The sequence below is a fragment of the Mycobacterium hackensackense genome (assembly GCF_025822555.1).
Lineage (GTDB): Bacteria > Actinomycetota > Actinomycetes > Mycobacteriales > Mycobacteriaceae > Mycobacterium > Mycobacterium fluoranthenivorans.
Map to the genome: position 1 here is coordinate 134,804 of NZ_JACKUC010000029.1, position 26,284 is coordinate 161,087.

The window sequence follows — 26,284 nt, forward strand, 5'->3', positions numbered from 1 at the left end:
CCGCATCCGTCACTGCGAAAAGGTTCATCGAGGGAGCGAAGTCCATGACAACGATCATTCCGGGGCCCTCAGAGGTGAAGCGCGAGCCTGGCCAGCTGGTGGAGATGGCCTGGGATCCGATCACCCGGATCGTCGGCAGCCTCGGCATCTACACCAAAATCGACTTCGAGAACCGCGAGGTGGTGGAATGCCACAGCACGTCGTCGATCTTCCGCGGCTACTCGATCTTCATGAAGGGCAAAGATCCGCGCGACGCGCACTTCATCACCAGCCGCATCTGCGGGATCTGCGGTGACAACCACGCCACCTGCTCCTGCTATGCGCAGAACATGGCCTATGGCGTGAAACCGCCGCATCTGGGCGAGTGGATCGTCAATCTCGGCGAGGCCGCCGAGTACATGTTCGACCACAACATCTTTCAGGAGAACCTGGTCGGCGTCGACTACTGCGAGAAAATGGTCTCCGAGACCAATCCGAGTGTGCTGGCCAAGGCCGAGAACACCGCCGCTCCACACGCGCCGGAGCACGGATACCGGACCATCGCCGACATCATGCGCTCGCTCAATCCGTTCACCGGCGAGTTCTACCGGGAGGCCCTGCAGGTCAGTCGCTGGACGCGGGAGATGTTCTGCCTGATGGAAGGCCGGCACGTGCATCCGTCCACGCTGTACCCCGGCGGCGTCGGCACCGTCGCCACCATCCAGCTGATGACCGACTACATGACCCGGCTGATGCGCTATGTCGAGTTCATGAAGAAAGTCGTCCCCATGCACGACGACCTGTTCGACTTCTTCTACGAAGCGCTACCCGGCTACGAACGGGTCGGGCTGCGCCGCACGCTGCTCGGCTGCTGGGGCTCCTTCCAGGATCCCGAGGTGTGCAACTTCGCGTACAAGGACATGGAGCGCTGGGGCGACGCGATGTTCGTGACCCCCGGTGTGGTGGTGGACGGCAAGCTGGTCACGCACTCGCTGGTGGACATCAATCTCGGGATCCGGATCCTGTTGGGCAGTTCGTACTACGACGACTGGACCGACCAGGAGACCTTCGTACGCAACGATCCCCTGGATAATCCGGTGGACCGGCGGCACCCGTGGAACCAGCACACCAACCCGCACCCGCAGAAGCGGGATATGGACGACAAGTACAGCTGGGTGATGTCACCGCGCTGGTTCGACGGCAAGGACCACCTCGCACTGGACACCGGCGGTGGTCCACTGGCCCGGCTCTGGTCCACCGCACTGGCCGGGCTCGTCGATATCGGCTATGTGAAGTCGACCGGGCACAGCGTGCAGATCAACCTGCCCAAGACCATCCTGAAGGGGCCGGTCGAGCTGGAGTGGAAGATCCCCGTACACGGCAGCAACACCATCGAACGCAACCGTGCCCGCACCTACTTCCAGGCCTATGCGGCGGCGTGCGCGCTACATTTCGCGGAGAAGGCACTCGTCGAGATCCGCGCCGGCCGCACCAAGACCTGGGAGCGCTTCGAAGTTCCCGACGAGGCGATCGGCTGTGGGTTCACCGAGGCCGTCCGGGGCGTGCTGAGCCACCACATGGTGATCCGGGACGGCAAGATCGCCAACTACCACCCGTACCCGCCGACCCCGTGGAACGCCAACCCCCGGGACAGTTACGGCACCCCGGGGCCCTATGAGGATGCGGTGCAGGGACAACCGATCTTCGAGGAGAACGACCGGGAGAATTTCAAGGGCATCGACATCATGCGCACGGTCCGGAGTTTCGACCCCTGCCTGCCCTGCGGGGTGCACATGTATCTGGGTGACGGGAAGACGCTGGACAAGCTGCACTCGCCCACCCAGTCCGTCACCGGGGAATAGCCTGTGGGCCCGCCTGGATTGTCAGCGCCCGAGGAAACCCAGGACGACGCCTATTGGCGCACGGCGGGCGATCGGATACAGACCCTGCTCGACGCCAGCGCGACGGGCGGTCCCCTGGCACGCGAACGCGCCGAGCAGCTGGCAGGTGAGATCACCGACCTGTACGGGGCTGCGCTGCAACGGATCATGCGGCTGACCGGCGCCGCCCATTCCGCACTCACCGAGGAATTCGCCGCCGACGATCTGATCGCCAGCCTGATGCTGGTCCACGGTCTTCATCCCCACGATATGACGCGGCGCATCGAGGACGCCCTCGACAAGGTCCGGCCCTACCTCGGCTCGCACGGCGGCGATGTCACCCTGCTCGGCGTCACCGACACACCCGGCGGCGCCGTGGTCCGCTTACAGTTCGCGGGCAGTTGCAAAAGCTGCCCATCCTCGGCGGTGACGCTGGAGCTCGCCGTCGAGGACGCCATCCATGCCGCGGCCCCGGAGGTCACGGCAATCGAGGTGGCGCCCGCCGACAGCGCAGCGACCACCGGTGTCATCCCGGCGCAATCGCTGCTGAGCCGGGTCCACCGCAGTGCGCACACCCAGGCCGTCTGGCATCCCGTGCCGGAACTCGCCGACCTCGGCGACGGCGAGGTGGGTGGATTCCGGGTGTCCGACGCCACGGTGCTGGCCTGTCGGGTCCGCGACGAGGTGTTCGCCTACCGGGACCGGTGCGGGAACTGCGGCGGATCCCTGGCCGGTGCGGCACTGCACCGCCGGATGACGTCCACCGACCCGGTGTTGCGGTGCCCGCGCTGCCACGCGCATTTCGACGTCGTGCGTGCCGGGGCCTGTATCGACGGGAATGACGGTGCCGCAGTTCATCTCGACCCGATGCCGGTACTGGTGCGCGACGGCGTGCTGTCCATCGCCGCGGGTGTCTCATGACCGGCGCCTACGACGTGCTGGCACGGATCCGGGCCAACCGCGCCGAGCCCGCCCCGGCCGGTGAACGCTGCGAGATGTGCTCCGAGCAGATCGCCGGCGAGCATCAGCACGTGGTCAATATCGAAGGCCGCCAACTGATGTGCGTCTGCCGCGGCTGCTATCTGCTGTTCACCGACACCACCGCGGCGCTGCGCTACCGCGCGGTGCCGGACCGCTATCTGGCCTTCCCCGACTTCGCGCTCGGACGCCGCGAGTGGGAACTGCTCCAGATCCCGGTGGGATTGGCGTTCTTCTTCGACAATTCCGCGCTCGAGCGCACGGTGGCGTTCTATCCGGGGCCGGCGGGAGCGACCGAGTCCGAGCTGGACCTGACGATCTGGGATCAGATCCGCACCGCGGACCCGCGGGTCGACTTGCTTGCCGAGGACACCGAGGCACTCATCCTGCGGGTACCCGACGAATCCGTGATGCCCCCCGAGAGCTATCTGGTGCCCATCGATGCCTGCTACGAGTTCGTGGGCCGGCTGCGCATGCTGTGGCACGGCTTCGACGGCGGCCAACAGGTACGCCGGTTCGTCGACGAGTTCTTCGCTCACGTCGCCGCCCGCAGCAAGGTGGTCCGGCGGTGAGCGATGTGACGTTCGCGGTGCTGGCGGTGGCTCCCGAGCCGTACGCGGTGACACCGCTGCTCACCGCGCGAATCGGGATCGCCGCCGGCGACGAACCCGTGCACGCCATCGCGCTGCGCTGTCAGGTGCGTATCGACCCGCTGCGCCGCGGCTACACCGACGACGAGGCGGCCGGCCTGCTCGACCTGTTCGGCACCCGAGACCGGTGGAGTACCACCCAACACAGCTTCCTGTGGCAGCACACCACCGCGATGGTGCCGGGGTTCGTGGGCACCACGCAGGTCGAACTCCCCCTGGTGTGCACCTACGATCTCGAGGTCACCGCGGCCAAGTACCTGCATGCCCTGAGGGACGACGTCATCCCCTTGCAATTCCTGTTCAGCGGCACGGTATTCACCAAGGGCCACCACAACTTCGCCGTCCACCAGATCCCGTGGGACCGCGAAGACCACTACGACATGCCGGTCTCGGTGTGGCACGACCTCATCGATCTGCACTTCCCGAACACCGGCTGGGTGCGGTTGGACCATGACACCTTCAAGGCACTGGTCACCTACAAATCCGCGCACGGCATGCTGGGACTCGACGCCGCCATCACCGCGCTGCTGGAAACCGCCGTGCAGGACGCCCGATGAGCACCGCGGCAGATCAGGTCAGAGCCGTCGCCGATGCAGTGCTCTACGAGGGCTACCTGCTCTACCCGTACCGGGCGACCTCGGGAAAGAACCAATCCCGCTGGCAGTTCGGCGTACTCGGCCCGGCACGGGCGGCCGAACGGAGCCTCGGCGAGGACGACACGTTGTCGGCCCAGGTGCTCCTGGCACCCGGACCCGATGTCGCGCTGACGATCACCGTGCGATTCCTGCAGTTGCAGCACCGTGCGGTACAACGTCGAGCCGGCGACGGATTCGAACCCGTCGCCGAACTCACCACTGGAGCTCGATCATGGCTGACCTGGGATGAAGCGGTCGAATGCGAACGGTCATTCGGGCCGTTGGACCGATCCGCACTGGCCGTCCCGCAGACCCTCCCGCTGGTCGTCCCCGCCGGCTGCGACACCGAACAGATCGACGGCGGCCGGCTGGTGCGCACCCGCACGGAGCTGCACGCAGAGCTGACCCTGCGTACCGAATCCGATGGCGGGCTGCAACGAATCAGTCTGTCCTTGCGCAATATCGGCCCGCCACCGGCGGACAAGGACACCGCGATCGTGGCCTCGTTGATCGGCACGCACCTCATCGCCCGGGTGACCGGCGGCGATTTCGTGTCACTGCTGGAGCCGCCGGCATCGGCTGCCGACGCGGTGAGCCGCTGCCGGCAGTACCGGTGCTTTCCCGTGCTGGCGGGCCCGCCCGGCGACACCTCCGTGATGCTGGTCTCGCCGATCATCCTCTACGACCACCCCGAGATCGCCGCACAGAGCGAAGGAGCGCTCTACGACTCGACCGAGATCGACGAGATCCTCACGCTGCGGGTGATGACGATGACCGATGACGAGAAGGCGCAGGCCCGGGCCACCGATCCGCTGGCCGCCAAGATCATCGACCGCTGCGATGCGATGTCACCGGAGGCGCTGCTGAACCTGCACGGCGTGCTGCGCGATCCGCACGGTGGCGCCACGGCACCGGGACTCATACCGGAGATCCCGGACGGGGTCGACTGGTGGGATCCGCTGGCGGACAACGCCGTCGACCCCGAGATCGACGCGGTCCTGGTCGGCGGGGTGCGGGTGAGCCGCGACAGCCGAGTCCGGCTGCGGCCCTCACGGCGGGCCGATGCACAGGATATCTTCTTCGCCGGCAAGATCGCGCGGGTCACCTCCGTGCACGAAACCGTCGACGGTGACCGGCAGATCGGCGTGGTCATCGAGGACGCCCCGGGCGCCGACCTGCACGACTGGTACGGCCGCCATCTGTACTTCGCACCCGACGAGGTCGAACCACTGAATGTCGAACCGATGATCGAAGGGAAACCGAAATGGAAGTAGTGGGTTGGGTGGCCGTGACGGCCGCCGTCGTGGTGGTGGTGGCCGGAGTCGTCCTCGGATTGCGCTCCATCCCGGATGCGCGGCGCTACCTGCGCATGCGCCGGATGTGACGGAGGCGGCGATCACGCCACGAATTCTGGTTGCCGGGATCGGCAACATCTTCCTCGGGGACGACGGGTTCGGCCCCGAGGTACTGCGCCAGGCCCACCCGGCGCAGCCGGGTGTTCACCTGGTCGACTACGGCATTCGAGGTGTGCACCTGGCCTACGACCTGCTCGACGAATGGGACGCGCTGGTGCTCGTCGACGCCCTGCCCTGCCGGGGCGAACCGGGCACCGTGCACATCTTCGAGGCCGATCACGAATCACGTTTGACCACCACCGGTCTGGATGCGCACGCGATGGATCCCGCCACGGTGTTCGCCAGCCTGGAAGCACTCGGTGGAACCCCACCGCACACCGTCGTCATCGGTTGCGAGGCCGGCAGTGTCGAGGACGGCATCGGCCTGTCCGGCCCGGTGGCGGCCGCCATCCCGGGTGCGGTCGGTGCCGTCGACCGTGTCGTCGCCGACCTGCTGGCCCGCATCCCGGCGCGGGAGGGCTGAATCATGTGTCTGGGGATACCGGGCCGGGTGATCCGGAGGCTCGACGGCTACGGCGATCAGCTGGCGCTGGTCGAGGTGGCAGGCGAACCGCGCAAGGTGAACGTCGGCATGCTGCCCGAGGAGACGTTCGGCCCCGGCGACTGGGTGATCATCCACATGGGCTTCGTGGTCGAGAAGACCGACTCCGCAGGCGCGCACGCCGCACTGGACGGGTTGAAGCTGATGGGCAGCGGCACCGACGGACCCGGGCCATGACAACCACCGATCGGCGCCGCCGGCTGAACATCCAGGTGCACGGCGTGGTCCAGGGCGTCGGCTTCCGGCCGTTCGTGTACACCACCGCGGCCGCGCTGGGCCTGGCCGGTTCGGTGCGCAACGACAGCTCGGGCGCGATCATCGAGATCGAAGGTGACGCCGCCGACGTGGCCGGTTTCCTGACCACGTTGCAGGATCGGCCACCACCCCTGGCGGTGATCGATGCCGTTCAGACACAGGATCTTCCGCCGCGAGGTGGCACCGGTTTCGCCATCGCCGACACCACCCACTCCGGTGCGGGCCGCACGCTGGCCTCCCCCGACGTGGCGATCTGCGATGACTGCGTCGCCGAACAACGCGATCCCACCGACCGGCGATACCGGCACGCTTTCGTCAACTGCACCAATTGCGGCCCACGTTTCACCATCACGGCGTCGCTGCCCTATGACCGCGCCGCCACCACCATGGCGGCCTTCCCGATGTGTGGCGCATGCGCCCGGGAGTACGCCGACCCCGCCGACCGGCGCTTCCACGCACAGCCCATCTGCTGCCCCGACTGCGGACCGATGCCGGCCTTCCAGGATCACGACGGGCACCGCACCCTCGGCGAGGACGGGCTGGCGCGGGCGCGAGACCTGTTGCGCCGTGGCGGGATCCTGGCCGTCAAGGGTATCGGCGGCTATCACCTGGCCTGCGATGCCGCCGACAGCGCAGCGGTCACCGAACTGCGGATCCGAAAACGCCGCGGCGACAAGCCGTTCGCGGTGATGGTCGCCGACCTGGCGACTGCGCACACCATCGCCGAGGTGAACCTCCCCGCCGAGCGGGTGCTGACGGGCCCGCAACGCCCGATCGTGCTGCTACCTCGCCGCCCCGGTGGCCCGGTGGACCGCGCCGTCGCACCGCACCTCCCCGACCTCGGCGTCCTGCTGGCGTACACACCGCTGCACCTGCTGTTGTTCGGGCTGCCCGGTGACGAACCCGGCCCGACCGCACTGGTGATGACGTCGGGAAACCTCGGCGGCGAACCGATCTGCTTCACCGATCACGATGCGGTGGACCGGCTCGGGCCACTCGCCGACGGCTGGCTGCTGCACGACCGAGCGATCCTGGCACCGTGCGACGATTCGGTGGTCCGGGTGTGCGCGCGGCGTCAGATACCCATCCGCCGCTCGCGCGGATATGCACCGCTGCCGGTCGCGCTCCCGGCACCGGTACCACCGACTTTGGCGGTGGGGACCGACCTGAAGAACACCATGGCCGTGGCCGCGGGGAAGTACGCCTGGCTGAGCCAGCACATCGGCGATATGGACGATCTGGCCACCCTGTCGGCGTTCGACTCGGCCCGACACCATCTGCAGGCGCTGACCGGTGTGACGCCGGAGATCCTCGTCGCCGACGCACACCCCGGCTACCGGTCGACGGCCTGGGCGCACCGCAACGCCGCGGGCCGGCCGGTCCGGTCCGTGCAGCACCACCATGCCCATATCGCCGCGGTGATGGCCGAGCACGGTCTGGACGGTGCGCAGCCGGTTCTCGGATTCGCCTTCGATGGAACGGGTTACGGCCCCGACGGCGCGATCTGGGGCGGTGAGGTGTTGCTCGCCGACTACAAGGGCTACCGGCGGCTGGCTCAGCTGAAGTACGTGCCGCTGCCCGGCGGGGATATCAGCGTGCTGCGTCCGTACCGGATGGCACTGGCACACCTGTGGGCGGCCGGCCTGCCTTGGGATGACGACCTGGCCCCCGTGCGCGCCTGCCCGGACGAGGAACGCCGTGTACTGGCCCACCAGTTGCAGACCGGACTCGGATGCGTTCCGACGTCCAGTATGGGCCGGCTGTTCGATGCGGTGTCGGCGCTGGCCGGAGTACGCCAGGTGGTCGCCTATGAGGCCCAGGCCGCGATCGAACTGGAGGGCTACTCACGCGACAGGTGCTGTGGCGCAACGGTGTACGCCTTCCGCATCGAAGCGGGCGACCCGGCGGTCATCGACCCCGGCCCGGTGTTGGCCGCCGTGCTCACCGACGCGCGACTCGGTGTGCCGACCGGCGTGATCGGGGCGCGGTTTCACCGGGCGGTCGCCGACCTGATCATCGAACTCGCCCGGAGCACCGCCCGCACGGGACCGGTCGTCGCGCTGTCCGGTGGGGTGTTCCAGAATGCGCTGCTGCTCGGCCTCGCCGTGGACGGCCTGGAAGCCCGAGGTGTCGAGGTCCTCACCCACCACCGTGTGCCGCCGAACGACGGCGGTATCGCGCTCGGCCAGTTGCTGGTGGGGAACTCGTCGTGAGAGATGTCGCTCGAAAGGAGGAGCCATGTGTTTGGCAGTTCCGGGAAAGATCCTCAACCTTGCCGACCGGGACGGCACCCTGATGTCGCTGGTCGACTTCGGCGGCATCCAGAAAGAGGTCTGCCTGCAGTACATCCCCGACGCGGCGGTCGGCGACTACGTCGTCGTTCATGTGGGATTTGCGATCCAGCGCCTCGACGAGGAATCGGCCAAGCGGACGTTGGCGGAGTTCGAGCATCTCGGGGTGCTCGACGAGGAATTCGGGGACGGATTCGAGATCGCGGCACGGCAGGCGGGGCTGACCCCGCCGGAGCGCACGGCAACCACCGAGGTGACACCATGAAGTATCTGGATGAGTTCAGCGATCCCGCACTGGCCGGCAAGCTGGTCGAACAGATCCGCGCAGCCACCAGCAGACGCTGGTCCATCATGGAAGTCTGTGGTGGACAGACACATTCGATCATCCGGCATGGCATCGACCAGCTGCTGCCCGACGAGATAGAGATGATCCACGGTCCCGGCTGCCCGGTCTGTGTCACACCGCTGGAGATGATCGACAAGGCCCTGGACATCGCCGCCCGACCCGACGTGATCTTCTGCTCGTTCGGCGACATGCTGCGGGTACCGGGCAGCGCGAAGGATCTGTTCCGGGTCAAGAGCGAAGGCGCCGATGTCCGGGTGGTGTACTCACCACTGGATGCGCTGACCATTGCGCGCGACAACCCGGACCGGCAGGTGGTGTTCTTCGGTATCGGCTTCGAGACGACCGCACCCGCCAACGCCATGACCGTGTACCAGGCCAAACGCCAAGGTATCGGCAACTTCTCGCTTCTGGTGTCCCATGTGCTGGTGCCGCCGGCGATCGCGGCGATCATGGAGTCGCCGACGTGCCGGGTGCAGGCCTTCCTTGCCGCCGGGCACGTGTGCTGTGTGATGGGCACCGGCGAGTACCCGCCGCTGACCGAGAAGTACCGGATCCCGATCGTGGTCACCGGGTTCGAGCCGCTGGACATCCTGGAAGGCATCCGGCGCACCGTGATCCAGCTGGAATCCGGCCGTCACGAACTGGAGAACGCCTATCCGCGCGCGGTGCAGGAACAGGGCAATGTCGCCGCAAAGGCGATGCTGGCCGACGTTTTCGAGGTCACCGACCGCACCTGGCGTGGCATCGGCATGATCCCGCGCAGCGGTTGGCGATTGTCGCGCGCCTACCGCGACTTCGATGCCGAACACCGGTTCTCGGTGAGCGGCATCCACACCGCCGAGTCGGCGATCTGCCGGTCCGGTGAGGTGTTGCAGGGCCTGATCACACCGCATGAGTGCGCGGCGTTCGGCCGCGAATGCACCCCCCGAAATCCGCTGGGCGCGACGATGGTCTCCTCGGAGGGCGCCTGCGCCGCCTACTACCTCTACCGACGACTGGAAGTGACCCATGTCTGACGTATCGATCGACCTCGAATCGTGGGTGTGCCCCGCACCGCTGCGCGATGCGCCCAACATCGTGATGGGGCACGGCGGGGGTGGCGCGATGTCGGCGGAGTTGATCGAACATCTCTTCCTGCCCGCCTACGGCACGGCGGCCGACGCGGGGCTCGGCGATGCCGCGGTCATCGGGCTGGGCGGTGTGCGGCTGGCGTTCTCCACCGACACGTTCGTGGTGCGGCCGTTGGTCTTTCCCGGCGGCACGATCGGCGATCTGGCGGTCAACGGAACGGTCAACGACCTGGCGATGATGGGCGCGCAACCGCTGGCCTTGTCCACCGCGTTCATCCTGGAGGAGGGCACCGCGCTGCAGGACATCGCCCACGTGGCGAGCGCCCTGGGTACCGCCGCGCTGGCCGCCGGGGTCCGGCTGGTCACCGGAGACACCAAGGTGGTCGACGCCGGCCACGGCGACGGCGTCTTCATCAACACCGCCGGTATCGGCGTCGTCGACGACCGGGCCGATATCCGTCCGCAGCGGGCGGTCCCGGACGATGTGGTGATCGTCAGCGGCGATATCGGGGTACACGGGGTGGCGGTGCTCAGTTGCCGCGAGGGCCTGGAGTTCGCGACCACCATCGCCAGTGACACCGCGCCGCTGCACGGTCTGGTGTCCGCGATGCTCGACACCGGTGCCGATCTGCACGTGCTGCGCGACCCCACCCGCGGCGGCGTGGCCGCCACGTTGAACGAGATCGCCACGGCCGCAGGCGTCGGGGTGGCACTGGACGAACGCAACTTCCCCATCCCCGGCGAGGTGCGCGACGCGTGTGGGCTGCTCGGCTTGGACCCGCTGCAGGTGGCCAACGAGGGCAAGCTGCTGGCCTTCGTGCGCCCGGCCGACGCCGACCGGGTGCTGGCCGCCATGCACGCCCATCCGCTGGGTGCGCACGCCGCCGTGATCGGTCACTGCGTTCCCGACCATCCGGGCATGGTGGTGGCACGGACCGCACTCGGCGGCACTCGGGTGGTGGACCTGCCCATCGGCGAACAGCTACCGCGGATCTGCTGAATGAGCCCGGATACCGCGCACGACGACCTACCGCCGGGCCACGCGCTGTTCGCCCGGTACGCCTATCCGCCCAACGAGCTGGGTTACTGCGGGCCGGTGAATCCGGATGCCCGCGGACCTTCCGGACTCGCCGGCCACGCCGTCGAATTCGACGGCGCCTGGCCGTACCTGCGAGCCCTCGCGGACGCGGCCGGCCTCGACGATCCACTCGACGCCGAGGTGGTCCGCGCCTACTGGGTGGGCGGCGCCCTGCTGGCTGACGTCGACCCGAGCGAGTTGCTGCAGCGGCTGCGCACCGCGTTTCACCGACAAGCCACCGGGATGTTGACGGCCCCGTTGGATCCGGCCGGGGTGCTCGCCCACCACAGCTTCCACGTGTTCGCGGTCTATCCCTGGATCCGGTTACTCGATCGCGACCCGGCGACACCGCTGCGCGTCATGCAGAACTGCCGTATCCGCTGGGGAACGGTCGTATCGGTCACCGACGAACACGTACTGATGCTGTCGCGGCCGCTGACACTCTCCGACGGTGATCTCCGGCTGGGAGCGCCTGCCCCCGAACACGTCCGGTGGCGCCGCGACGGTGTGGCGCTGGCGGCCCGGCCGGCACCCGGTGAAGCCGTCTCCGCGCATTGGGACTGGGTGTGCGGGACGCTCGACGACACCGAATGCGCCGCACTCGACACCGCCACCACAAGGACGCTGGAGTTGGTCGCGGCGGCGCGGGCTCACCACACGTCGCGCGGCACCTCGAAGTCCGCACACAGCGCCCGCCACACGTCGCGCGGATCGACACCGGCCTCGATGGCCTCCGCAGCGGTACGCCCGATCCCACTCAACACGTGGTCCACCAGCACCGAGGCGCCATAGGCCGCGCCGAACTGCCCGGTGACACGTTCGTTGAATTCGGTGAGCCGCACGCCACCAACCTACCGAGCAGCCGACAGCGCGTCATGGCACACCCGTACCGGATCCGCCACCGTGCCGGCACTCGCCGCAGCCCGTTGCGCCGCGGCGCGATGGGACGGGCCCGACAGCACCTCGGACACCGCCGTCACCAACGCTTCCGCCGACAACGGCCGGATCAGCGGCCCGCTGCCTTGCCGCACAACACGATTGGCAATCTCCCACTGGTCGCCGCCGCCGGGCACCGTCACCAGCGGCACGCCGTGCAACAAGGTCTTGGACACGATCCCGTGCCCACCACCACACACCATCACATCGGCCTGGGCCAGGAGTTCGTCTTGGCGGCCCAGCCCCACCACCGCCCACGGCGGGATCTCCATATCGGCGCCGGCCAGCCGGGATACCGCCACCCGCGTGCCCTCGGGCAGATTCTGCCCGGGCCTCAACGCCGACAGCGCGACCTCCGCCAGGCCGGCGGTACCGGTCGTCGCCGTCGACGGGGCGACCACCACCAGTGGCCCGTCACCCGCCGGAGGGTGCAGCACGTGTGAGGTCGGCTCGAAATGCAGCGGCCCGACCACCACGGCCTCCGCCGGCCAATCCGGGCGGGGCACCTCCAGGGCCGGAAGGGTGGCGATGAGCCGGCGCGACGGACCCGGATCTGCTGCCGGCAGCCCGATTCCGGCGCGCGCCAGGGCGCGCTGCCGGTCCCCGTCCCGGACCGACCGTGCCGTCAGTGCCCGCATCAGCCCGTCGCGGGCCCGTCCGCGCAATCCCACGCCCGGGGCGAGGCCGCTGCCCAACGGCGGCAGGCCTTTCGACGGCAGGTACAGCGGATGTGGGTTGAGTTCGACCCACGGCAGCCCGAGCAGTTCGGCCGCCATCCCCCCGCACACGGTGATGACATCGGAGACCACCAGGTCCGGCCCCAGGGAACGCAGTCCAGCCATATTGAGCTGCGCCATCCTGGCCGCACGGTGGTGGATCTTCGCGCCGGCGTCGCCGTCGTCCTCGCCGTCCTGCGGATCCAGCCCGGCCAGCAGCACCGCGTCGACTCCGGCGGCCCGGGCGGTCTCCAGCCACTGCGCGCCCGTCAGCAGCGTCGGTGCGTCGCCGGCAGCCAGCAAGCGCAGGCACAGTGCGATCGCCGGGAATGCATGTCCGGGATCAGGCCCGGCGACCACCGCGACGCGCACGCGCCCACCCTGCCACACGCGCCACCCTCTACCCTGAGAGACATGACCGAGCAGCAGGTGGCCGCCGCGCACCGGGCGGGGGCCGACAACATCGCCACCGTCGAGGCATTCCTGAACGCACTGCGTGCACCCGACCTGGATGCCGCCGCCGAACTTCTCGACGAGAATCTCGTCTACCAGAATGTCGGCTTCCCGACCATCCACGGCCGCCGCCGTGCCATCAAGCTGTTCCGCGCCATGGAACGGCCCAGCCTCGGCTTCGACGTGTTGATCCACCGCTCGGCCGCCGACGGTGCGTCCGTGCTCAACGAACGCACCGATGTGCTGATCTTCGGCCCCGTGCGGCTGCAGTTCTGGGTGTGCGGGGTGTTCGAGGTGCACGACGGCCGCATCACCCTGTGGCGCGACTACTTCGACCAGTTCGACTTCGCCAAGGCCATCGTGCGCGGCGTGCTCGGCGCGGTGATCCCCGCCCTGCGTCCCCAGCTGACATGAGCGACCGCACCACACCCAATCTGTTCCAGCTGATCGGCTACTGCTGTAACCGGCGACTGCCGGATTCGATGCTGGACTGGGTCCGCAACGACCTGACCGGACCGGGCGCGACCCGGCGGGTGATGGTGCGCGTGCTGGTCCCGGCGGTGCTGATCCTCATCCCGTTCTGGTTCGTCCCCACGGACTTCGTGACACGGGCGAGCATGACGATCCCGATCCTCATCCCGTTCATCTATTTCTCGCACGCGCTGAACAAGATCTGGCGCAAGCACATGCTCCGGGTGCACGGTCTGGATCCGCATCTGATCGACAAGATCCAGCGGGAAAAAGACGCCGACAAGCACCGGTCCTACATCGAGCGGTTCGGGCCACGCCCGGACGGTGCCGAGACCGGCACCCACGACATCTAGGCGATCTACGCGCCGCGCAACTGGCCCAGCTCGTGGTACGCCTGCGCCCAGCCCTGCAGCCGATCGGTGGCCCCGGTCAGCTCGTCGCGGTAGCGCGCGGCCGTCGTCGGCGCATTGACCGCCGACACCAATTGCGCTGCAGCGGTGACCATGTCGCCATACTGGCGGGCGCCGGCGTGCAACTGGACGGTGAACGCGTCGATGGTGGGTGCCAGATGGGTCCTCGATTGCGGCGACACGGCGGCGGCTCGCTCCATCGCCACCACCTCGGCTGCCGTCGCGCTCATGGTCGACGCCGTCTGCGCCGCCACCATGGAGATCTCGCGCAGTTCACCGTCGGGTAACAGCCGCGATCGCGACAGCACGCCCAGCAGCGACAGCAGTCCGCGTTCGGAGGAAGCCAGCGCCGCCATCGGTGCGCGGGCCACCGACCCGCGGGGCGGCAGCCGTCGCGGCGCGGCGGTCTCCGGCAGCGGTTCGCGCCGCAACCAGCGATACCGCAGGAACAGCAGCGTGGTCGGGAAGGCGGCAGCGGCAGCGATCGCACCGGTGACGATGAGCGCCCACACCGGGGTGCTCCAGGACGCCAGCACGCCGGTCACCAGGATCCAGAATCCGGTGGTGGCCGCGAAGAACCACGCCAGCCGCCGCGCCCAGCGCCGCTTACGCAGCAGTTTGGCGCGCGGGTCGGCAGCGGCGGCCAGCTTCTGGGCAAGCACATCGGAGAACTCGGCAGCGGTGTCGATACCCCGCTGCATCAGGCCCGAGATGGTCTCCCGGCGGCCCGACTGCGAACTCCCCATCATGTGCGAAACCTACTGGGAGAGCCGGTCTTCGGGAGCAGCCGCCGGCGGGTTGACGGCCGGCCCGGCCGGCGCGGCAGCAGCGCCGCCGGACGGGAGTGCCTCACCGCGCATCGACGCCCTGATCTGCTCCAGCCGGGAATGCCCGGCCATCTGCACGCTGGCCTGCTGCACTTCCATCATGCGGCCCTGCACCGAGTTCTGAGCCAGCTCGGTGGCGCCCATCGCGTTGGCATAGCGGCGCTCGATCTTCTCCCGCACTTCGTCGAGGTTCGGGGTGGTGCCGGGCGCGGCGATCTCGCTCATCGACTGCAGCGACTTGCTGACCTGCTCCTGCATCTTGGCCTGCTCGAGCTGGCTGAGCAGCTTGGTGCGCTCGGCGATCTTCTGCTGCAGCACCATCGCGTTCTGCTCGACCGCCTTCTTGGCCTGCCCGGCCGCCTGCAACGACTGGTCGTGCAGGGCCTTGAGGTCCTCGACGCTCTGCTCGCCCGTCACCAGCTGCGCCGCGAACGCTTCCGCGGCGTTGGTGTACTCGGTGGCCTTGGCGGTGTCCCCGGCGGCGGTGGCCTGGTCGGCCAGCGTCAGGGCTTGGCGGACGTTGGCCTGCAGCTTCTCGATATCGGCGAGTTGACGGTTCAGGCGCATCTCCAGCTGCCGCTGGTTGCCGATGACCTGGGCAGCCTGCTGGGTGAGCGCCTGGTGCTGACGCTGCGCCTCTTCGATGGCCTGCTGGATCTGGATCTTCGGGTCGGCGTGCTCGTCGATCTTGGAGTTGAACAGCGCCGTGAGGTATTTCCACGCCTTGACGAACGGATTGGCCATGGGAACGTTTCCGCCTTCGTATCTGTCGAGATTGCGCTTTTGCTTGGTGCCAACCTATCGGTTAACCAGGGCGTCAGGCCACCGCCATGGACACAACCTGAGGAATGACGACCTTGGTGGTCTCGTCGATACGTCCGACGCCGTAGCCCGCACCCGCCTCCTGACGCGCCATCTGTTCACCGGCGTCGAACAGCACGCTGGACAACGGCACGTCGAGCGCTTCGCAGATCGAGGCGAGCAGCTCACTGGACGGCTCCTTGCGGCCACGCTCCACCTCGGACAGGTAGCCCAGGCTGACCCGGGCGGCGTCGGACACGTCGCGCAGGGTCCGGCCCTGGGCGGTCCGCGCATGCCGCAGCACCTCGCCGATCACCTGGCGCAGCAATGTCGTCGTCATCGCGGTCTCCTTCAACGTCGGGCGGGTTGACCTACTCGGATCAACGCGACCGGTGCGCCGTCGGTTCCCGAAGTCAGGAACGTGTCCGGGAATCCTTGATGGCCGAGATCACATAGTCCATGCCCGTCAGCACCGTCAGCACCACGGCGACCCACATGATCACGGTCGCCGTCGAGAACCAGATGGGCGGCCACGCCGCCAACGGCAGGATCAGAAGACCGATCGCCACCGCCTGGACCAGCGTCTTCAGCTTGCCACCGCGGCTGGCCGGGATGACCCCGTGCCGCAGCACCGCCAGCCGCAACACCGTCACACCGATCTCGCGGACCAGGATGACGACGGTGATCCACCAGGGCAGATCGCCGAGCATCGACAGACCGACCAGGGCCGCGCCGATCAGCAGCTTGTCCGCGATCGGATCGGCCAATTTGCCGAACTCGGTGACCATGCCATAGCTGCGGGCCAGCGCGCCGTCGAAGTGATCGGTGATGACCGCCACCGCGAAGATCACGAATGCAATTGTCCGCCAGAATGTTTCATGGCCGTCACCGATGAACAGGGTGTAGACGAACACCGGCACGAGGACCAGGCGCACGCCCGTCAGCAGGTTGGCGATATTGGCGACGGACGCGCGGGGTACCGCAGGATCGATATCTGGTTGGCCCGGCACGGGCATCAGAATATCGGTTGCTCCAACCGATACTCTCGCTGCTGTGAATGAGGCGCCTGATCAGCTGGTCGATCCCCTGATTGTGCGCAGGGCCCGGACGTCCGATGTACCGGCAATCAAAGCGCTCGTCGACATCTACGCAGGGAAGATCCTGCTGGAGAAGAACCTGGTCAACCTCTATGAGGCCGTCCAGGAGTTCTGGGTCGGCGAGCTCGATGGCCAGATCGTCGGCTGCGGTGCCCTGCACGTCCTGTGGGCCGATCTGGGTGAGGTGCGCACGGTCGCGGTGCACCCGAAGGTGCGCGGCGCGGGCGTCGGGCACCGGGTGGTGGCGCAGCTGCTCGACGTGGCGCGCGAACTGCACCTACAGCGCATCTTCGTGCTGACCTTCGAGACCGATTTCTTCGGCCGCCACGGGTTCACCGAGATCGAGGGCACCCCGGTGACCGCCGAGGTGTACGAGGAGATGTGCCGCTCCTACGACACCGGTGTCGCCGAGTTCCTCGATCTGTCCTACGTGAAACCGAACATCCTGGGCAACACCCGGATGCTGCTCACGCTCTGAGAGCGCGCCGCTCTAGAAGTCCTCGTCGTCGGCATCGGCGCCGTTGGCGTCGGCCCCACCGCGGATCAGTGCCAGCGTCCCGGCCAATTCGTCGGGCTTGACCAGCACCTCGCGCGCTTTGGATCCCTCGGACGGCCCGACGATCTGGCGGGTCTCCATCAGGTCCATCAGCCGGCCCGCCTTGGCGAAGCCGACCCGCAGCTTGCGCTGCAGCATCGAGGTGGAGCCGAACTGCGAGGACACCACCAGCTCGACGGCCTGCAGGAAGACGTCCATATCGTCACCGATATCGGGGTCGACATCGGTGCGCTCACCGGTCGGCTTGGCCTTGGTGACGCCGTCGATGAATTCGGGTTCGGCCTGGGCCTTGGTGGCCTCGACGACGGCGTGGATCTCCTCGTCGGTGATGAACGCACCCTGCATACGGGTCGGCTTGTTGGCGCCCATCGGCAGGAACAGCCCGTCACCCATGCCGATCAACTTCTCGGCTCCGGGCTGGTCCAGGATGACGCGCGAGTCCGTCAGCGAGGAGGTGGCGAACGCCAGCCGGGACGGCACATTGGTCTTGATCAGGCCGGTGACCACGTCCACCGAGGGACGCTGGGTGGCCAGCACCAGGTGGATACCGGCCGCGCGCGCCTTCTGGGTGATCCGCACGATCGCCTCTTCGACATCACGCGGCGCGGTCATCATCAGGTCGGCGAGCTCATCGACGATGGCCAGGATGTAGGGATAGGGCTTGTACACCCGCTCGCTGCCCAGGGGTGCGCTGATCTCCCCCGAACGCACCTTCTCGTTGAAGACGTCGATGTGACGCACGCGGGACGCCTGCATGTCCTGGTAGCGCTGTTCCATCTCCTCGACCAGCCAGGCCAGCGCCGCGGCGGCCTTCTTCGGCTGGGTGATGATCGGCGTGATCAGGTGCGGGATGCCCTCGTACGGCGTGAGCTCCACCATCTTCGGGTCGATCAGGATCATCCTGACCTCTTCCGGGGTGGCCCGGGCCAGCAGCGACACCAGCATCGAGTTCACGAAACTGGACTTACCCGAGCCGGTCGACCCGGCCACCAGCAGGTGCGGCATCTTGGCCAGGTTGCACGAGATGAAGTCGCCTTCGATGTCCTTGCCCAGCCCGATCACCAACGGGTGATGGTCGCGGCGGGTGCTCGGCGCGGTGAGCACGTCGGCCAGGCGCACCATCTCCCGGTCGGTGTTGGGCACCTCGATACCGACGGCGGACTTGCCCGGGATCGGCGCCAGCATGCGCACACTTTCGGTGGCCACCGCGTAGGCGATGTTGCGGTGCAGCGCGGTGATCTTCTCGACCTTCACGCCGGGGCCCAGCTCGACCTCGTAGCGGGTGACCGTCGGCCCGCGGGTGCATCCGGTGACCGCGGCATCGACCTTGAACTGCTGCAGCACCGAGGTGATCGCATCGGTCATGTGCTCGTTGGCGGCGGTGAGCTTCTTGGGCGGTTCGCCGGCGATCAGCAGGTCCAACGCCGGCAGCACGTACGGCCCCTCGACGACCCGGTCCACGACCAGGGTGTCGTCCTGCTTCTTCTTGGGTGTCTCCAGCTTCTTGCGGACCGGTTTGGACGCTTCGATCGCGCGTGGCTCCGGCAGTGTCGGCGCTGCGCTCGCCCCGTCGTCATCCGAGATCGGTTCCGGTAGTGGGTAATTGTCCATCGGCGTACCAGCCGGGCGAGTCAGCTCGGCGGTCGGCCAGGTCTGGATATCGCCGTCACCGTAGGTGGCGGGATCGTCGTAGTAACCGTCGGAGAAGTCGTCGGCGTACTCGTCCGACGCTGCGCGATCGTCGGCGTACTCGTCGTCGTATTCGTCGTACTCGTCGTCAAAAGCCCTGGTGCGGAACATGTCCCGCAGGGTGTCGGGCAGTTCTCTGATCGTCGTGCCGGTCACCAACAGCAGACCGAACAGCACCCCGATGACCAGCAGCGGGGTGGCGATCCACACGGTGAGCCCGTCGGACAGCGGGCCACCGATCGCGAAGCCGATGAAACCCGCGGCATGCCGGCGGGCGTCGGGATCCTGGGGTCCGCCCGACCAGATGTGCCACAGACCCAGCACCGGCAACGCGATCATCACCGAGCCCAGAATCAGGCGCGGGCGGGCATCGAGATCGGGTTCGGTGCGCATCAGCACCACCGCGACGACACCGAGGATGAGCGGCACCAGCACCACGGCCCCACCGATCACCGTGCGTACCGCGATATCGACCCAGCCGCCGACGGGACGGGCCGCGTCGAACCACGAGCTCGCCGCGACGATCACCGCGACACCGAGCAGGGCCAGCGCGATGCCGTCCCGGCGATGCCCCGGCTCGAGCTCGCGTGCACGTCCCACCGAGCGGGCGGTCGAGCCGGCGCCCTTGGCCAGCATCAGCCAGCCCGCCCGGGTGCCCCGGCCGACGGCGGCACCCGCGGTCGCCAGCGGTGACGAGTTCCGGCGCGGCGCCGGTCGGGCCGACTTTGCGGGCTTCCTGCGAGGGGCAGCGGGACGCGCGGGCTTGGCGGCGCCGCGGGTGCTGCTCGCCGAACCAGCCTTTGACCTGGTCGAACGGGTCGAGGACCTGGCTGCGGTCTTGTTGGCCATGGTCTCAAGCCTAGTCGCAATAGCCCCAGATTCAACATCTGCCACACCTGTCACAAATGGGTCTCGATTGCCTACCGATGCGTCATCACATGCGGAAATGTGCCGGGTCGCTGCGCTCCTGCCCTAGGTACGTAGACTGGACAACTGTCTGGTCACACTCATCGAGGAGCCGCCTAGTCATGCCTGTTGTCGTCGTCGCCACCCTGACCGCCAAGCCTGAGTCCATCGACCTCGTTCGTGACGCCGCCAAGACGGCGATCGAGGCCGTCCATTCCGAGCCGGGCTGCGAGCTGTACTCGCTTCACGAGGCCAACGGCACCTTCGTCTTCGTCGAGCAGTGGGCCGACGAGGAGGCGCTCAAGACGCACAGCACCGCACCCGCGATCGGTGCGTTGTTCGGCACCATCGGTGAGCACCTCGACGGCGCACCGGATATCAAGATGCTGGCGCCAGTGGTCGCCGGCGATCCCGCCAAGGGCAAGTTGCGGTAGGGCACCCGTGGCCGCCCTGACCGGCAAAGTCGCCTTCATCACCGGCGCCGCGCGCGGCCAAGGTCGCGCGCACGCGCTGAAACTGGCGTCCGAAGGCGCCGATATCATCGCCGTCGATCTGTGCGATCAGATCGCGTCGGTGCCCTACCCGCTGGCCACCCGGGACGACATGGCGGCCACCGTCAAGCTCGTCGAAGAGTCCGGCGCGCGCATCTTCGCCACAGAAGCCGATGTCCGCGACCGAGATTCCCTCAAGACCGCGCTGCGGGCAGGTACCGAGGCGCTCGGCGATCGACTCGATATCGTGATCGCCAACGCGGGTATCGCGCCGATGGCCGATGAGAACGCCTGGCAGGATGTGCTCGACGTGAACCTCACCGGCGTCTACCACACCGTCGACGTCGCGATGAAGCCGATGATCAAGTTCGGCAACGGCGGGGCGATCGTGCTCACCAGCTCGGTGGCCGGACTGGTTGGTCTGGGCTCGCCGGTCGGCGGGTCGGTGGGCTACGCCGCGGCCAAACACGGTGTCGTGGGCCTGATGCGGGTTTACGCGAATTTCCTGGCGCAGTTCAATATCCGGGTGAATTCAGTGCATCCCGCGGGGGTGAACACCCCGATGATCGACAACGAGTTCACTCGGTCGTGGCTTGAGGGTATGGCGCAGCAGTCGTTTCGCGGACCGGATATGACCAACGCCCTGCCGGTGCAGACGCTGGAGCCCGAGGATATTGCCAATGCGGTGTACTGGTTGGTGTCCGACGCGGCGCGCTATGTGACGGGGGTGGCGCTTCCGGTGGATGCGGGGTACGTCAACAAACGCTGAGCACAAATAAAGGGGGGCGGCCGATGGCAGGGAATCCGGAGGCGCAGACGGCTTTCGGGCCCATGGTGCTGGCGGCGATCGAGCACCATGAGGCGCCGCAACGCCGGTTGGTCGACGACGATCTGGCGCAGTCTTTCCTGCCCGGTGGCATGCGCACGGTGGTCCGGTTGCTGCGCCTGGGCGTGCTGCGCCGGGCGGTGATCGCCGCAACCGAGCGGTCCGGTCCCGGCCTGTGGGCCAGCATCGCCTGCCGCAAACGCTATATCGACGAACGCGTCTCCGATCCGGTCACCGAGTTCGATACCGTCGTCATCCTCGGTGCGGGCCTGGACACCCGCCCCTACCGCATTGCCCGCTACAGCGATCTCCCGGTGTTCGAGGTCGATCAGCAGCTCAACATCGACCGCAAAACCGCCACGGTACAACGGGTTCTCGGTTCGGTACCGGCGTCGGTACGCCTGGTGAGCGTCGATTTCGAGCGGGATGACGTGGTCGCCGCGCTTGCCGCCGCAGGTTTCCACGACACCGGACACACCTTGTTCATCTGGGAAGGGGTCACCCAGTACCTCACTCCGGGAGCCCTGCATGCGACGTTCGAGCAGCTGCGTGCCGTCGTACCCGGCAGCCGGATGATCTTCACCTACATCCGGCAGGACTTCCTCGACGGCGCCAACCTGTACGGCGCGCGATCGCTGCACCGCCGGTTCCGCGAACGCCGCCAGGTGTGGAAATCGGGTTTCGTGCCGGAACGGGTCGAGGAGATCCTGGCCGGCTACGGGTGGCGGTTGATCGAGCAGGCCGGCCCGAGCTACTACCGCGACACCTACATCCGTCCGACCGGACGGAAACTGGCCGCCTCGCCCATCGAGTGGGCCGCCGTGGCGGTGCGGGTCTGATCAGACCTCGATCACCGTCGGCACGATCATCGGCTGGCGGCGGTACACCTCGCCGACCCACTTGCCGACGGCTCGCCGCGCCGCCTGGGCGATGCGCCCGGTATCGGTAACCTGCTCGCCGGCAAGGCGTTCCAGTTCCTGCTGCACCTTCAACGCGGCGGGCTCCAGCGCCTTGGGATCCTCGGAGAAGCCGCGTGAGTGCAGATGGGCGGGGCCTGCCGGCTTGCCGGTGCCCCGATGCACGACCACCGTCACGGCGATGAAACCGGAAGCGAGGGTGAGCCGTTCGCCGACAACAGATTCGCCGACATCGCCGGTGATCAGACCGTCGACAAACATTTTGCCCACCGGCACGGCACCGGCGATCGATGCCACGCCGTTGACCAGGTCCACGCTGACACCGTTCTCGGCCAGCATGACGTTCTCCTCCGGCACCCCACTGAGCACTGCCAGCTTGGAGTTCGCGCGAAGGTGGCGCCACGTGCCGTGCACCGGCATCACATTGCGCGGCCGCACCCCGTTGTAGAGGAACATCAGCTCACCGGCGTAGGCGTGGCCCGTGACATGCACGCGCGCTTGAGCATTGGTGATGACGCGGGCACCGATCTTGGACAGCGAGTCGATCACGCCGTACACCGCCTCCTCGTTGCCGGGGATCAGTGACGACGACAGGATGATCAGGTCCCCCGCGGTCAGCGTGATGCTGCGGTGCTCGCCGCGCGACATCCGCGACAGTGCGGCCATCGGCTCGCCCTGGGTACCGGTGGTGATCAGCACGACCCGATCTGCGGGCAACAGTTCGGCCGCGCCGATGTCGATGACCTTGGAGTCGTCGACCTTCAGGAATCCGAGATCACGGGCGATGCCCATGTTGCGCACCATGGACCGGCCGACGAAGGACACACTGCGGCCCAACGCGACCGCGGCATCGATGATCTGTTGCACCCGGTCCACGTTGGAGGCGAAGCACGCCACGATCACCCGGCCGTCGGCGCCGCGGATCAGCCGGTGCAGCGTCGGTCCGATCTCGCTCTCCGACGGGCTGACGCCGGGATGCTCGGAATTCGTCGAGTCACACAGGAACAAGTCGACGCCGGCGTCGCCGAGCCGTGACATGCCGGGCAGGTCGGTGGGACGCCCGTCCAGGGGCATCTGGTCGAGTTTGATATCACCGGTGGCCAACACGGTTCCCGCACCGGTGTGCAGCGCGACGGCCAGGCAACCGGGAATCGAGTGATTCACCGCAAAGTACTGACATTCGAAGACCCCGTGCGTGGTGCGCTGTCCCTCCGCGACCTCAATGAACACCGGTTTGATGCGATGCTCACGGCACTTCTCGGCGATCAACGCCAACGTGAACTTCGAACCCACGATCGGAATGTCGCGCCGCAATTTCAACAGGTGCGGGATGGCCCCGATGTGATCCTCATGTGCATGCGTGATCACGACGGCATCGATCTCGTCGAGACGGCTCTCGACGTGCCGGATATCCGGCAGGATCAGGTCCACCCCGGGTTCGTCGTGGTTGGGGAACAGCACCCCGCAGTCGATGATCAGCAACCGGCCGAGATGTTCGAAAACCGTCATATTGCGACCGATTTCGCCGATACCACCCAGCGCGGTCACTCGCAGACCACCCGGAGCCAGCGGCCCCGGCGGAGCAAGATCAGTCATCATGCCAACACGCCGGCGGCGCGCAGATCTGCGGCCAACTTCTCGACCTCGGCCGGTTCAGCGGGCACCTGCGGAAGCCGTGGATTGCCGACCTCGATGCCTTGCAGACGCAACGCCTCCTTCGACATCGTCACCCCACCCAACCGGGCCTGCGCCTCGCAGAGCGGCCCCAATCCTGCATTGATCTTGCGCGCGGTGGCGATATCGCCGGAGTTGAAGGCGGACAGCAACTCTCGCAGCTGCCCGGCAGCCACATGGCCCCAGACGCTGATGAAGCCGGTGGCACCCATCGCCAGCCACGGCAGGTTCAGCGCGTCATCGCCGGAGTAGTAGGTGATACCCGTCTCGGCGATGATCTGACCGCCGCCGTGCAGATCGCCCTTGGCGTCCTTGACCGCGACGATGTTCGGGTGCGCCGCCAGGGTGCGGATGGTGTCCCACTCGATGGGGACCACCGAGCGCGGCGGGATGTCGTAGAGAATGACCGGCAGGTCGGTGGCGTCGGCGATCGCGGTGAAGTGCGCCACCAGACCGCGCTGGGTCGGCCGCGAGTAGTACGGCGTCACCACCAGCAGACCGTGCGCCCCCGCGGCGGCGCTGGCCTGGGCCAGGTGCACGCTGTGGGCGGTGTCGTAGGTGCCGGCACCCGCGATGATCCGTGCGCGGTCCCCGACTTCCTCCAGCACGGCCTCGAGTAGGGCGATCTTCTCGTCGTCGGTGGTGGTCGGCGACTCTCCGGTGGTCCCGGAGATCACCAGGCCGTCACACCCGGAGTCGACCAGATGTTTGGCCACCTTCTTCGCACCAGCCAGATCAAGCGAGCCGTCCGGGCCGAACGGCGTCACCATGGCAGTCAGCAGGGTGCCCAAACGCGCGCTGACGTCGATTCCGGTGGTGCTCACGGGGGCAAGATTACCCGGTGGTAGGTCCCATTTATGCATCCCGGGGGTGGTCAGAGCCGGACGTCGGCCCTGCGGGCCCGCCGACGCGGCGTTAGGGTCGCGCATGAGCCTTGCCCGCCGTCTGCTCGACGTGATCGATCTCGATGTCCTGCCGCTCACCGAACGAGGGGTGAGCGCCGGGAACAAGGTGTTCGGCGCGGCGATCCTGCGCAAGGACGACCTGTCCCTCGTGATCGCGGGGACCAATGACGAGACAAGTAATCCGCTGTGGCACGGCGAGGTGCACACTCTCAAGCAGTTCTACGAGCTCCCCCAGCATCCACCGACCGCGGAACTGCTCTTTGTGTCCACCCATGAACCGTGCACGATGTGCATGTCGGCGATCACCTGGGCTGGTTTCGACAACTTCTATTACTTCTTCAGCCACGAGGACTCCCGGGATGCCTTCGCCATCCCCCACGACCTGTTGATCCTGAAAGAGGTGTTCGGTCTGGAGCCCGGCGGTTATCGGCGCACCAATGCGTTCTGGACGGCGTACTCCATCCCCGAGTTGGTGTCCGCCGAAGAGGAACCGCTGCGCACCGAGCTGCTGGCCCGGCGCCAGTTGATCGAGGACCGATATGCCGTGCTGTCGGTGCAGTACCAGGAGTCCAAAGGCGGCAACGAGATTCCGCTGAGTTAGCGGCGAGCGGGCCCGGTCGGGGACGGCCCGACCCGACTCACTCCACAAGCACGCCGGCGCGGCGCATCGCCGTGGAGATGTTCTCGAAGTCGATGGCCACGTGCGCACGCGCCAGCGCCTCGGCATCGTCACCGCGACCGTCGGCGATCGCGTCGATGAGGTGCTCGTGCTCACGCAAGGCCCGAATCTCCATCTGCCGCATGGTCTCGGGTTCGCCCCACACGTGCGCGGGCGCACCGATGCTCACCGAGGCCTCCAGCTCCAGCAGCACCTGTTTGAGGACGGCGTTATGCGCCGCGTCCATGATGGCCAGGTGCAGCGCACTGTCGGCCTGTTGTGCCGCCAACCCGCTCTCGGCATGGCCGTACGCGGCCAGCCGGTCCCGCAGCATGGCGATATCACGTTCGGAACGGGATTCGGCCGCCGCCCGGCAGACCGCGCCGTGCAGCCGGCAGATGGCGTCGCACCGGTCGCGTAGCTCCCCGACCCGAATGGTCAGCGTGCGCCCCACCGAGTCGGTGGAGGACTCCGGCCATTGCAACAGCACGTAACTTCCGCCACCGCGGCCCCGCCTGGTTTCGACCAGTCCCCGCTCGACCAGCCGAGCCAGCGCCGCACGTACCGTCATCCGGCCGACGCACAGGGCCGCGGCGAGATCTCGTTCAGACGGCAGCCGCGCCCCGGGCAGGTACTCCCCGATGGCAATGGCCGTGACCAGCCGGTCGGTGATCTCGTCCACCCGCGAAGGCGACTGAAGCCGGCTCTCCAAGAGTCCGGGCATGCCCACGCCGACCGACCGGGTCATCGCGGCACTCCCTTCCACACTCATTGCCCACAGTATCGATACCGAATGTTAAAAGCTGATTAATGGTCTTGCAGCGAGACCTTTA

29 protein-coding genes and 1 pseudogene are annotated in these 26,284 nt (G+C 67.5%); 20 read left to right on the forward strand and 10 right to left on the reverse strand.

Translation table 11 applies throughout. The features are described 5' to 3' along the window. Positions 1 to 44 precede the first annotated feature (44 nt). From H7J86_RS03760 to H7J86_RS03815, 13 genes and pseudogenes are all read left to right on the forward strand, one after another. On the forward strand, positions 45 to 1,841 hold the full coding sequence (locus tag H7J86_RS03760; protein WP_267289441.1) for a nickel-dependent hydrogenase large subunit: 1,797 nt from the start codon (positions 45 to 47) through the stop codon (positions 1,839 to 1,841). A gap of 3 nt (positions 1,842 to 1,844) precedes the next feature. Beyond that, positions 1,845 to 2,780, forward strand: a complete 936-nt coding sequence (locus H7J86_RS03765) for a NifU family protein (RefSeq protein WP_267289443.1) — start codon at positions 1,845 to 1,847, stop codon at positions 2,778 to 2,780. Continuing rightward, positions 2,777 to 3,409 carry a DUF5947 family protein gene (locus H7J86_RS03770; protein ID WP_267289445.1) on the forward strand — a complete coding sequence of 211 codons (633 nt, stop codon included), beginning with the start codon at positions 2,777 to 2,779 and terminating at the stop codon, positions 3,407 to 3,409. The genes H7J86_RS03765 and H7J86_RS03770 overlap by 4 nt, the downstream gene beginning before the upstream one ends. Continuing rightward, positions 3,406 to 4,044: a DUF6084 family protein gene (locus tag H7J86_RS03775; protein WP_267289447.1), complete on the forward strand. Its 639-nt coding sequence runs from the start codon at positions 3,406 to 3,408 to the stop codon at positions 4,042 to 4,044. The genes H7J86_RS03770 and H7J86_RS03775 overlap by 4 nt, the downstream gene beginning before the upstream one ends. After that, positions 4,041 to 5,396 carry a hypothetical protein gene (locus tag H7J86_RS03780; RefSeq protein WP_267289449.1) on the forward strand — a complete coding sequence of 452 codons (1,356 nt, stop codon included), beginning with the start codon at positions 4,041 to 4,043 and terminating at the stop codon, positions 5,394 to 5,396. Before H7J86_RS03775 ends, H7J86_RS03780 begins: the two co-directional genes overlap by 4 nt. Beyond that, complete coding sequence (locus tag H7J86_RS33530; protein ID WP_090356569.1) at positions 5,387 to 5,506, forward strand: DUF6893 family small protein; 120 nt, start codon at positions 5,387 to 5,389, stop codon at positions 5,504 to 5,506. The genes H7J86_RS03780 and H7J86_RS33530 overlap by 10 nt, the downstream gene beginning before the upstream one ends. An 11-nt stretch (positions 5,507 to 5,517) precedes the next feature. Then, complete coding sequence (locus H7J86_RS03785) at positions 5,518 to 6,000, forward strand: hydrogenase maturation protease (protein ID WP_267290569.1); 483 nt, start codon at positions 5,518 to 5,520, stop codon at positions 5,998 to 6,000. A gap of 3 nt (positions 6,001 to 6,003) precedes the next feature. Further along, on the forward strand, positions 6,004 to 6,255 hold the full coding sequence (locus tag H7J86_RS03790; RefSeq protein WP_267289451.1) for a HypC/HybG/HupF family hydrogenase formation chaperone: 252 nt from the start codon (positions 6,004 to 6,006) through the stop codon (positions 6,253 to 6,255). After that, the gene (gene hypF, locus H7J86_RS03795) at positions 6,252 to 8,546 is read left to right on the forward strand and encodes a carbamoyltransferase HypF (protein WP_267289453.1); all 2,295 of its coding nucleotides are present in this window, start codon (positions 6,252 to 6,254) and stop codon (positions 8,544 to 8,546) included. The genes H7J86_RS03790 and hypF overlap by 4 nt, the downstream gene beginning before the upstream one ends. A gap of 25 nt (positions 8,547 to 8,571) precedes the next feature. Further along, positions 8,572 to 8,889 (forward strand): HypC/HybG/HupF family hydrogenase formation chaperone, encoded by a 318-nt coding sequence (locus tag H7J86_RS03800; RefSeq protein WP_090356574.1) that lies wholly within the window; start codon positions 8,572 to 8,574, stop codon positions 8,887 to 8,889. Beyond that, positions 8,886 to 9,986 (forward strand): hydrogenase formation protein HypD, encoded by a 1,101-nt coding sequence (hypD, locus tag H7J86_RS03805; protein ID WP_267289455.1) that lies wholly within the window; start codon positions 8,886 to 8,888, stop codon positions 9,984 to 9,986. The genes H7J86_RS03800 and hypD overlap by 4 nt, the downstream gene beginning before the upstream one ends. Beyond that, entirely contained in the window at positions 9,979 to 11,040 is a 1,062-nt protein-coding gene (gene hypE, locus H7J86_RS03810) for a hydrogenase expression/formation protein HypE (protein ID WP_267289457.1), read from the forward strand. The genes hypD and hypE overlap by 8 nt, the downstream gene beginning before the upstream one ends. Next, a pseudogene (locus H7J86_RS03815) lies at positions 11,041 to 11,757 on the forward strand (DUF6390 family protein); the annotation flags it as partial. 11 nt (positions 11,758 to 11,768) lie between these two features. Here the strand turns inward: H7J86_RS03815 and H7J86_RS03820 are convergent. Continuing rightward, a complete protein-coding gene (locus H7J86_RS03820; protein ID WP_090356579.1) occupies positions 11,769 to 11,960 on the reverse strand; it encodes a DUF3046 domain-containing protein in 192 nt (63 codons plus the stop codon). Between the two features lie 9 nt (positions 11,961 to 11,969). After that, positions 11,970 to 13,142, reverse strand: a complete 1,173-nt coding sequence (locus H7J86_RS03825) for a glycosyltransferase (RefSeq protein ID WP_267289459.1) — start codon at positions 13,140 to 13,142, stop codon at positions 11,970 to 11,972. A gap of 42 nt (positions 13,143 to 13,184) precedes the next feature. Between H7J86_RS03825 and H7J86_RS03830 the strand changes: the two genes are divergently transcribed. Then, the gene (locus H7J86_RS03830; RefSeq protein ID WP_090356581.1) at positions 13,185 to 13,637 is read left to right on the forward strand and encodes a limonene-1,2-epoxide hydrolase family protein; all 453 of its coding nucleotides are present in this window, start codon (positions 13,185 to 13,187) and stop codon (positions 13,635 to 13,637) included. Next, entirely contained in the window at positions 13,634 to 14,047 is a 414-nt protein-coding gene (locus tag H7J86_RS03835; protein WP_267289460.1) for a DUF5313 domain-containing protein, read from the forward strand. Before H7J86_RS03830 ends, H7J86_RS03835 begins: the two co-directional genes overlap by 4 nt. A gap of 5 nt (positions 14,048 to 14,052) precedes the next feature. On the opposite strand, the gene pspM is transcribed toward H7J86_RS03835, so the two are convergent. From pspM to pgsA, 4 genes are all read right to left on the reverse strand, one after another. Beyond that, complete coding sequence (gene pspM, locus H7J86_RS03840) at positions 14,053 to 14,853, reverse strand: phage shock envelope stress response protein PspM (RefSeq protein WP_090356585.1); 801 nt, start codon at positions 14,851 to 14,853, stop codon at positions 14,053 to 14,055. A 9-nt stretch (positions 14,854 to 14,862) separates the two neighbouring features. Next, complete coding sequence (gene pspA / locus H7J86_RS03845) at positions 14,863 to 15,675, reverse strand: phage shock protein PspA (RefSeq protein ID WP_267289461.1); 813 nt, start codon at positions 15,673 to 15,675, stop codon at positions 14,863 to 14,865. 73 nt (positions 15,676 to 15,748) lie between these two features. Next, positions 15,749 to 16,072, reverse strand: a complete 324-nt coding sequence (gene clgR, locus H7J86_RS03850; protein ID WP_090357243.1) for a transcriptional regulator ClgR — start codon at positions 16,070 to 16,072, stop codon at positions 15,749 to 15,751. Between the two features lie 73 nt (positions 16,073 to 16,145). Next, positions 16,146 to 16,748, reverse strand: a complete 603-nt coding sequence (pgsA, locus tag H7J86_RS03855) for a CDP-diacylglycerol--glycerol-3-phosphate 3-phosphatidyltransferase (RefSeq protein WP_267289463.1) — start codon at positions 16,746 to 16,748, stop codon at positions 16,146 to 16,148. Between the two features lie 58 nt (positions 16,749 to 16,806). On the opposite strand from pgsA, the gene H7J86_RS03860 reads away from it, so the two are divergent. Further along, positions 16,807 to 17,307, forward strand: coding sequence for an amino-acid N-acetyltransferase (locus tag H7J86_RS03860; RefSeq protein ID WP_170847224.1), 501 nt, complete (start codon positions 16,807 to 16,809; stop codon positions 17,305 to 17,307). A 12-nt stretch (positions 17,308 to 17,319) separates the two neighbouring features. Here H7J86_RS03860 and H7J86_RS03865 read toward each other — a convergent pair whose 3' ends face one another. Beyond that, positions 17,320 to 19,923: an FtsK/SpoIIIE family DNA translocase gene (locus tag H7J86_RS03865; protein WP_267289465.1), complete on the reverse strand. Its 2,604-nt coding sequence runs from the start codon at positions 19,921 to 19,923 to the stop codon at positions 17,320 to 17,322. Between the two features lie 179 nt (positions 19,924 to 20,102). Here H7J86_RS03865 and H7J86_RS03870 point away from each other — a divergent pair, with 179 nt between their 5' ends. Genes H7J86_RS03870 through H7J86_RS03880 form a run of 3 tightly spaced genes read left to right on the forward strand, consistent with a single transcriptional unit; the run spans position 20,103 to position 22,136 of the window. Continuing rightward, the gene (locus H7J86_RS03870; protein ID WP_090356591.1) at positions 20,103 to 20,414 is read left to right on the forward strand and encodes a putative quinol monooxygenase; all 312 of its coding nucleotides are present in this window, start codon (positions 20,103 to 20,105) and stop codon (positions 20,412 to 20,414) included. 7 nt (positions 20,415 to 20,421) lie between these two features. Then, the gene (locus H7J86_RS03875) at positions 20,422 to 21,240 is read left to right on the forward strand and encodes a mycofactocin-coupled SDR family oxidoreductase (protein WP_090356593.1); all 819 of its coding nucleotides are present in this window, start codon (positions 20,422 to 20,424) and stop codon (positions 21,238 to 21,240) included. Between the two features lie 23 nt (positions 21,241 to 21,263). After that, positions 21,264 to 22,136 (forward strand): SAM-dependent methyltransferase, encoded by an 873-nt coding sequence (locus H7J86_RS03880; RefSeq protein ID WP_187099038.1) that lies wholly within the window; start codon positions 21,264 to 21,266, stop codon positions 22,134 to 22,136. Here H7J86_RS03880 and H7J86_RS03885 read toward each other — a convergent pair whose 3' ends face one another. Both H7J86_RS03885 and dapA read right to left on the reverse strand, forming a co-directional pair. Beyond that, positions 22,137 to 23,813: a ribonuclease J gene (locus H7J86_RS03885; protein ID WP_090356597.1), complete on the reverse strand. Its 1,677-nt coding sequence runs from the start codon at positions 23,811 to 23,813 to the stop codon at positions 22,137 to 22,139. Further along, positions 23,810 to 24,712, reverse strand: coding sequence for a 4-hydroxy-tetrahydrodipicolinate synthase (gene dapA, locus H7J86_RS03890; protein WP_267289467.1), 903 nt, complete (start codon positions 24,710 to 24,712; stop codon positions 23,810 to 23,812). The genes H7J86_RS03885 and dapA overlap by 4 nt, the downstream gene beginning before the upstream one ends. Before the next feature lie 103 nt (positions 24,713 to 24,815). On the opposite strand from dapA, the gene H7J86_RS03895 reads away from it, so the two are divergent. After that, a complete protein-coding gene (locus H7J86_RS03895) occupies positions 24,816 to 25,394 on the forward strand; it encodes a tRNA-specific adenosine deaminase (protein ID WP_090356601.1) in 579 nt (192 codons plus the stop codon). 37 nt (positions 25,395 to 25,431) lie between these two features. Here H7J86_RS03895 and H7J86_RS03900 read toward each other — a convergent pair whose 3' ends face one another. Then, positions 25,432 to 26,199 (reverse strand): FadR/GntR family transcriptional regulator, encoded by a 768-nt coding sequence (locus H7J86_RS03900; protein WP_170847225.1) that lies wholly within the window; start codon positions 26,197 to 26,199, stop codon positions 25,432 to 25,434. Positions 26,200 to 26,284 lie beyond the last annotated feature (85 nt).

Excerpts from the sequence above, each read along its gene's own strand:
- H7J86_RS03760 (WP_267289441.1), top strand. The coding sequence starts at position 45 with ATGACAACGATCATTCCGGGGCCCTCAGAGGTGAAGCGCGAGCCTGGC.
- H7J86_RS03770 (WP_267289445.1), top strand. The coding sequence starts at position 2,777 with ATGACCGGCGCCTACGACGTGCTGGCACGGATCCGGGCCAACCGCGCC.
- H7J86_RS03780 (WP_267289449.1), top strand. The coding sequence starts at position 4,041 with ATGAGCACCGCGGCAGATCAGGTCAGAGCCGTCGCCGATGCAGTGCTC.
- H7J86_RS33530 (WP_090356569.1), top strand. The coding sequence starts at position 5,387 with ATGGAAGTAGTGGGTTGGGTGGCCGTGACGGCCGCCGTCGTGGTGGTG.
- H7J86_RS03790 (WP_267289451.1), top strand. The coding sequence starts at position 6,004 with ATGTGTCTGGGGATACCGGGCCGGGTGATCCGGAGGCTCGACGGCTAC.
- hypF (WP_267289453.1), top strand. The coding sequence starts at position 6,252 with ATGACAACCACCGATCGGCGCCGCCGGCTGAACATCCAGGTGCACGGC.
- H7J86_RS03800 (WP_090356574.1), top strand. The coding sequence starts at position 8,572 with ATGTGTTTGGCAGTTCCGGGAAAGATCCTCAACCTTGCCGACCGGGAC.
- hypD (WP_267289455.1), top strand. The coding sequence starts at position 8,886 with ATGAAGTATCTGGATGAGTTCAGCGATCCCGCACTGGCCGGCAAGCTG.
- hypE (WP_267289457.1), top strand. The coding sequence starts at position 9,979 with ATGTCTGACGTATCGATCGACCTCGAATCGTGGGTGTGCCCCGCACCG.
- H7J86_RS03830 (WP_090356581.1), top strand. The coding sequence starts at position 13,185 with ATGACCGAGCAGCAGGTGGCCGCCGCGCACCGGGCGGGGGCCGACAAC.
- H7J86_RS03835 (WP_267289460.1), top strand. The coding sequence starts at position 13,634 with ATGAGCGACCGCACCACACCCAATCTGTTCCAGCTGATCGGCTACTGC.
- pspM (WP_090356585.1), bottom strand. The coding sequence starts at position 14,853 with ATGATGGGGAGTTCGCAGTCGGGCCGCCGGGAGACCATCTCGGGCCTG.
- pspA (WP_267289461.1), bottom strand. The coding sequence starts at position 15,675 with ATGGCCAATCCGTTCGTCAAGGCGTGGAAATACCTCACGGCGCTGTTC.
- clgR (WP_090357243.1), bottom strand. The coding sequence starts at position 16,072 with ATGACGACGACATTGCTGCGCCAGGTGATCGGCGAGGTGCTGCGGCAT.
- pgsA (WP_267289463.1), bottom strand. The coding sequence starts at position 16,748 with ATGCCCGTGCCGGGCCAACCAGATATCGATCCTGCGGTACCCCGCGCG.
- H7J86_RS03865 (WP_267289465.1), bottom strand. The coding sequence starts at position 19,923 with ATGGCCAACAAGACCGCAGCCAGGTCCTCGACCCGTTCGACCAGGTCA.
- H7J86_RS03870 (WP_090356591.1), top strand. The coding sequence starts at position 20,103 with ATGCCTGTTGTCGTCGTCGCCACCCTGACCGCCAAGCCTGAGTCCATC.
- H7J86_RS03880 (WP_187099038.1), top strand. The coding sequence starts at position 21,264 with ATGGCAGGGAATCCGGAGGCGCAGACGGCTTTCGGGCCCATGGTGCTG.
- H7J86_RS03885 (WP_090356597.1), bottom strand. The coding sequence starts at position 23,813 with ATGATGACTGATCTTGCTCCGCCGGGGCCGCTGGCTCCGGGTGGTCTG.
- H7J86_RS03895 (WP_090356601.1), top strand. The coding sequence starts at position 24,816 with ATGAGCCTTGCCCGCCGTCTGCTCGACGTGATCGATCTCGATGTCCTG.
- H7J86_RS03900 (WP_170847225.1), bottom strand. The coding sequence starts at position 26,199 with ATGACCCGGTCGGTCGGCGTGGGCATGCCCGGACTCTTGGAGAGCCGG.